Here is a 3,839-nt window from a genome sequence, read left to right as displayed (position 1 = left end):
GGCGCAAAAATGCGCGCCAATTCGCACAGCTTGCTTCCATTAGGCGCTTAAGCCGACGCAAAAAGCGCGTCGGCTTCGTGTGTAAAGCGCGCCAAAGACAAAAGATTACAAGCAAAATCCCAGGGATTCCATCCCTGGACCCGGCCAGGGAGGTGCCCTCCCTGGACCCGCAATGGTTTTCGGTGGTGAATAGTTACGATTATTTATCCTTTCCGCCCATCAGGTTTCAGCTTCCCCTTTATCGGAAAATTGCAACGCATATAACCGGGAATAGAGACCATCTTGTGCCAACAACTGCCGATGGCTACCCTGTTCGACAATCTTGCCTGCGGAAAGAACAATAATCCGGTCCGCATGCAAAATAGTGCTCAGACGATGGGCAATGATCAGGGAGGTACGACCTGCCATCAGGCGCTCCACCGCCTCTTGAATCAGCCGTTCACTCATGGTGTCCACCGAACTGGTGGCCTCATCCATCACCAAAATACGCGGCTGAAAAGCCAAAACCCGCGTGATCCCCAACAGTTGCCGCTGTCCTGCCGAAAGATTGATCCCCCGTTCAGCCAAAGGGGTCTCCAATCCTTGCGCCAAACTCTGAATAAAATTCATCGCACCAGTCTCTTCGGCAGCCAAACGTACCCGTTCCGGGGTGATCTCTGGATCGCCCAAATGGATATTTTCCGCCACCGTCCCGGCAAACAAAAAGGTCTCCTGCTGCACCATCCCTACCAGACGGCGCAACTGGGCCAACGGCAGGTTGCGAATATCCACACCATCCAAACGAATCAGCCCTTGTTGTGGTTCATAGGTGCGGTTGAGCAGCTTGATCAGCGAACTCTTGCCAGCCCCGGTCGGACCCACCACCGCCACCCGCTCCCCAGGGGCAATACTGAGCTCGATCTCCTGCAACACCGGTACAGCGTCATAGCGAAAACTGACCTGATGAAAATGCAGAGCACCCTGCGTCGCTGCTGGCAACGGCTGCACCTGCGCCCTATCGACTATGGCCGAAGGGGTATCCAACAGCGCAAAAATCCGTTCCAGGGCGGTGATTGCCGATTGCATGGTGGTAAATTTGCTGGAAATCTCCCGGATCGGAAAAAACAGACGGCGGATATAATCGATAAAAGCCACCACCACACCGACGCTGATTGTCGCCTCCCCGTGCAGGGAGCTGCCATACCAAAACAGCAGCGCCACCACCACCGTCGAGGTGGCATCGATAAAACTGAACTGCATCGCCTCAAAAAAATTGGCTTCGAGTGTCGTCTCCAGATAGGAGCGATTCAGACGATCATAGGCGAGACGATTTTTTTCCTGGCTATGAAAAAGACGAATGGTTTCGCGCCCCTCCACCTCTTCGGTCAGGTGTCCGGCCATGCGCGCCTGCAGCAACCGCCCCTTGCGCTGTATAGTGCGCATGCGCCGGGTGATAGACAATGTGCCAAAAACAATGATCGGCAGGGCCACCAAGGTCACCAAGGAGAGCGCCGGCGACAAAAAAACCATGCTGATGGCAATACCCAGTAACAACAGCAGATCTCCCAACAGGTTGATCATCCCGGCGCTGATCATTTGACTGACCGCTTCCGTATCGTTGCTGATGCGATTGGTCAAACGCCCCGAGGCGTTATGGGCAAAAAAAGCGGCATCCATGGCCAACAGATGGGCAAACAGCTCGCGACGCAGATCGCGCACCAGGCGTTGCCCCAGCAAAGTGTTGACCGCCGATTGCAAATAGCCCACCACAAATTGACCGATAATCAACAATAAAAACCAGAGCAACAGCCAGGCAAAGCCTGCCTCTTGCCCCGGCAGCAGATGGTGATCAATCGCTTGTTGAATCAACAAAGGTTGCCAAAGTTGCAACAGGACAGCCACCGGCAACAAGGCCAGGGCGGTGATCACCCAGCCACGGTAGGGACGGGCATAACGCAAAAAGCGCCACAAGAGTCGATAGGGATGAATATCAAACAGATTGCCGTCGCGAGTCTCTTCGGTTTCGGCCAGCACCGGGGGCATCATTGCAAAGACTCCAAGGCTTCATGACGAATCATCTGCTGGTGCAGACTGGCATAGAGCTCTGAGGAGGCCATCAACTGTTCATGGGTTCCTTGAGCCGCTATTTTACCCTGCTCTAAAACATAGATCGCTTCGGCGCGGTGCAGAGCGGCAGTGCGGTGACAGACCAAAATGATGGTGCGCTGCCGGGTGTCGGCCAGGGCATGAATATTGTCCAAAATGCGCGCTTCGGTACGCGCATCGACACTGGAAAAAATATCATCCAAAAGCAGCACATCGGGATCCATCAACAACGCCCGCGCCAACGACAGACGTTGCCGTTGTCCACCAGACAAGGTGATCCCCCGCTCCCCGACCAAAGTATCCAACTGCTCGGGAAAATGACGAATCTCCTCGGCAAAACAGGCCATTTCTGCGGCCTGCCAGATCTCCTCCTCGCTGGCTTGCGGTCGCCCCAAGCTCATATTGTCGCGGATGGTGGCAGAAAAGAGAAAACTCTCCTGTTGCGCCAAAGCAACCCGTTGCCGCAACTCCTGCTCTGGCACCGCCAACAAATCGCGTGCATCGAGAAAAATTGTCCCCGCTGGCGCGGCATAGAGCCGGGCCAGACAATGCAGCAAAGTGCTCTTGCCACAACCGATGCGCCCGGCCAAACCGATAAAACTGCCGGGAGGAACCAGCAGATCAATCCCCTGCAAAATCGGCTCGTGGTGCGCAAAATGGAGATCGCGCACCACAAGGGCAGCACGACACGGGGGAGCTTGTGGCAAAACCTGCTGCTGTTGGGCAGGCAGCAGAGCAAAAGGTTCGGTATCCAAAACCTGACCGATGCGTTCCAGTGCCGCCAACCCCCGTTGCAACACAGTCAAAATCCAGCCAAAACCCACTGTGGGCCAGACCAATATCGCCAGATAGCCCGCAAAGGCCACAAAATCACCCACCGTCAATTGTCTGGCCATCACCTCCTGGCCACCCACCAGGAGAATGATCCAAATTCCCGCACCTCCGGCCAGCAACACCAAAGGACCAAACAGACTCTGCAAACGGGTGTGGCGCATCTGTGCCGTATAGATCTCCTCGACCTCGGCGGCAAAACGACGCTGCCAATCCTCTTCCCGAGCATGGGCACGAATCACCGCCATACCCGCTACCGCCTCCTGCACAAACCCAGAAAAAAGACCAAAACGATCCGCCACAGCCCGGCTCAAACGATACAGGCGGGTAGTCAACAGCCGGGTCAAACCGAGAATGATCGGAAAGGGCAGCAAGGCCAACAGGGTCAAGGTGGGGTTCAAAGCAATCATCACCGGCAGCGTGACCGCATAGACCATGGCGGTGTTGGCCACCTGCAAAAATCCGGGACCAATAAACATCCGTACTGCCAAGACATCGGTATTGCCCCGTGCCACCAGATCCCCTGTCTTGGAACGGTTGAAAAAAGCAGCATCCAGACTCAACAATTTGCCATGATAGGATTTGCGCAAGGCATACTCCACCTGACGGCCAATGGCAAAGATATGGGTGCGTGACCAGATGCGCAACAAGGCATTGCCCACGGCAACGACAATCAGAGCCAGCACAAGCTGCTGCATGCTCTCCCCTGGTTGCGGTTGACTCAACGCTTCGGTAGCCAGTTTCATCAAATAGGGAATCAGAGCTGCGCTGGCACTGGTGGCCACCAGCAGCAAAAAACCAAAAACAAATGCCCGCAAATTTTCCCGGTAATAGGGCAGAATGTGGCGCAAACGCCAGCGCAAGGGGGGAACGGCACGGGAACGCTCAACCATAATACCTCATCATCACCTCAAGCGGGCTAT

The 3,839-nt window shown here is 55.3% G+C and carries 2 protein-coding genes; both read right to left on the bottom strand.

The features are described from left to right. Positions 1 to 219: 219 nt before the first annotated feature. On the bottom strand, positions 220 to 2,025 hold the full coding sequence (locus tag EJP87_RS06730) for an ABC transporter ATP-binding protein (RefSeq protein ID WP_130471092.1): 1,806 nt from the start codon (positions 2,023 to 2,025) through the stop codon (positions 220 to 222). Continuing rightward, the gene (locus tag EJP87_RS06725; protein ID WP_130471091.1) at positions 2,022 to 3,809 is read right to left on the bottom strand and encodes an ABC transporter ATP-binding protein; all 1,788 of its coding nucleotides are present in this window, start codon (positions 3,807 to 3,809) and stop codon (positions 2,022 to 2,024) included. The genes EJP87_RS06730 and EJP87_RS06725 overlap by 4 nt, the downstream gene beginning before the upstream one ends. Between the last annotated feature and the right edge of the window lie 30 nt (positions 3,810 to 3,839).

This window comes from Candidatus Magnetaquicoccus inordinatus (genome assembly GCF_004217665.1).
Lineage (GTDB): Bacteria > Pseudomonadota > Magnetococcia > Magnetococcales > Magnetaquicoccaceae > Magnetaquicoccus > Magnetaquicoccus inordinatus.
The sequence above is the reverse complement of the archived record's forward strand: the minus strand, read 5'-3'. Positions and strand labels throughout refer to the sequence as shown.

Excerpts from the sequence above, each read along its gene's own strand:
- EJP87_RS06730 (WP_130471092.1), bottom strand. The coding sequence starts at position 2,025 with ATGATGCCCCCGGTGCTGGCCGAAACCGAAGAGACTCGCGACGGCAAT.
- EJP87_RS06725 (WP_130471091.1), bottom strand. The coding sequence starts at position 3,809 with ATGGTTGAGCGTTCCCGTGCCGTTCCCCCCTTGCGCTGGCGTTTGCGC.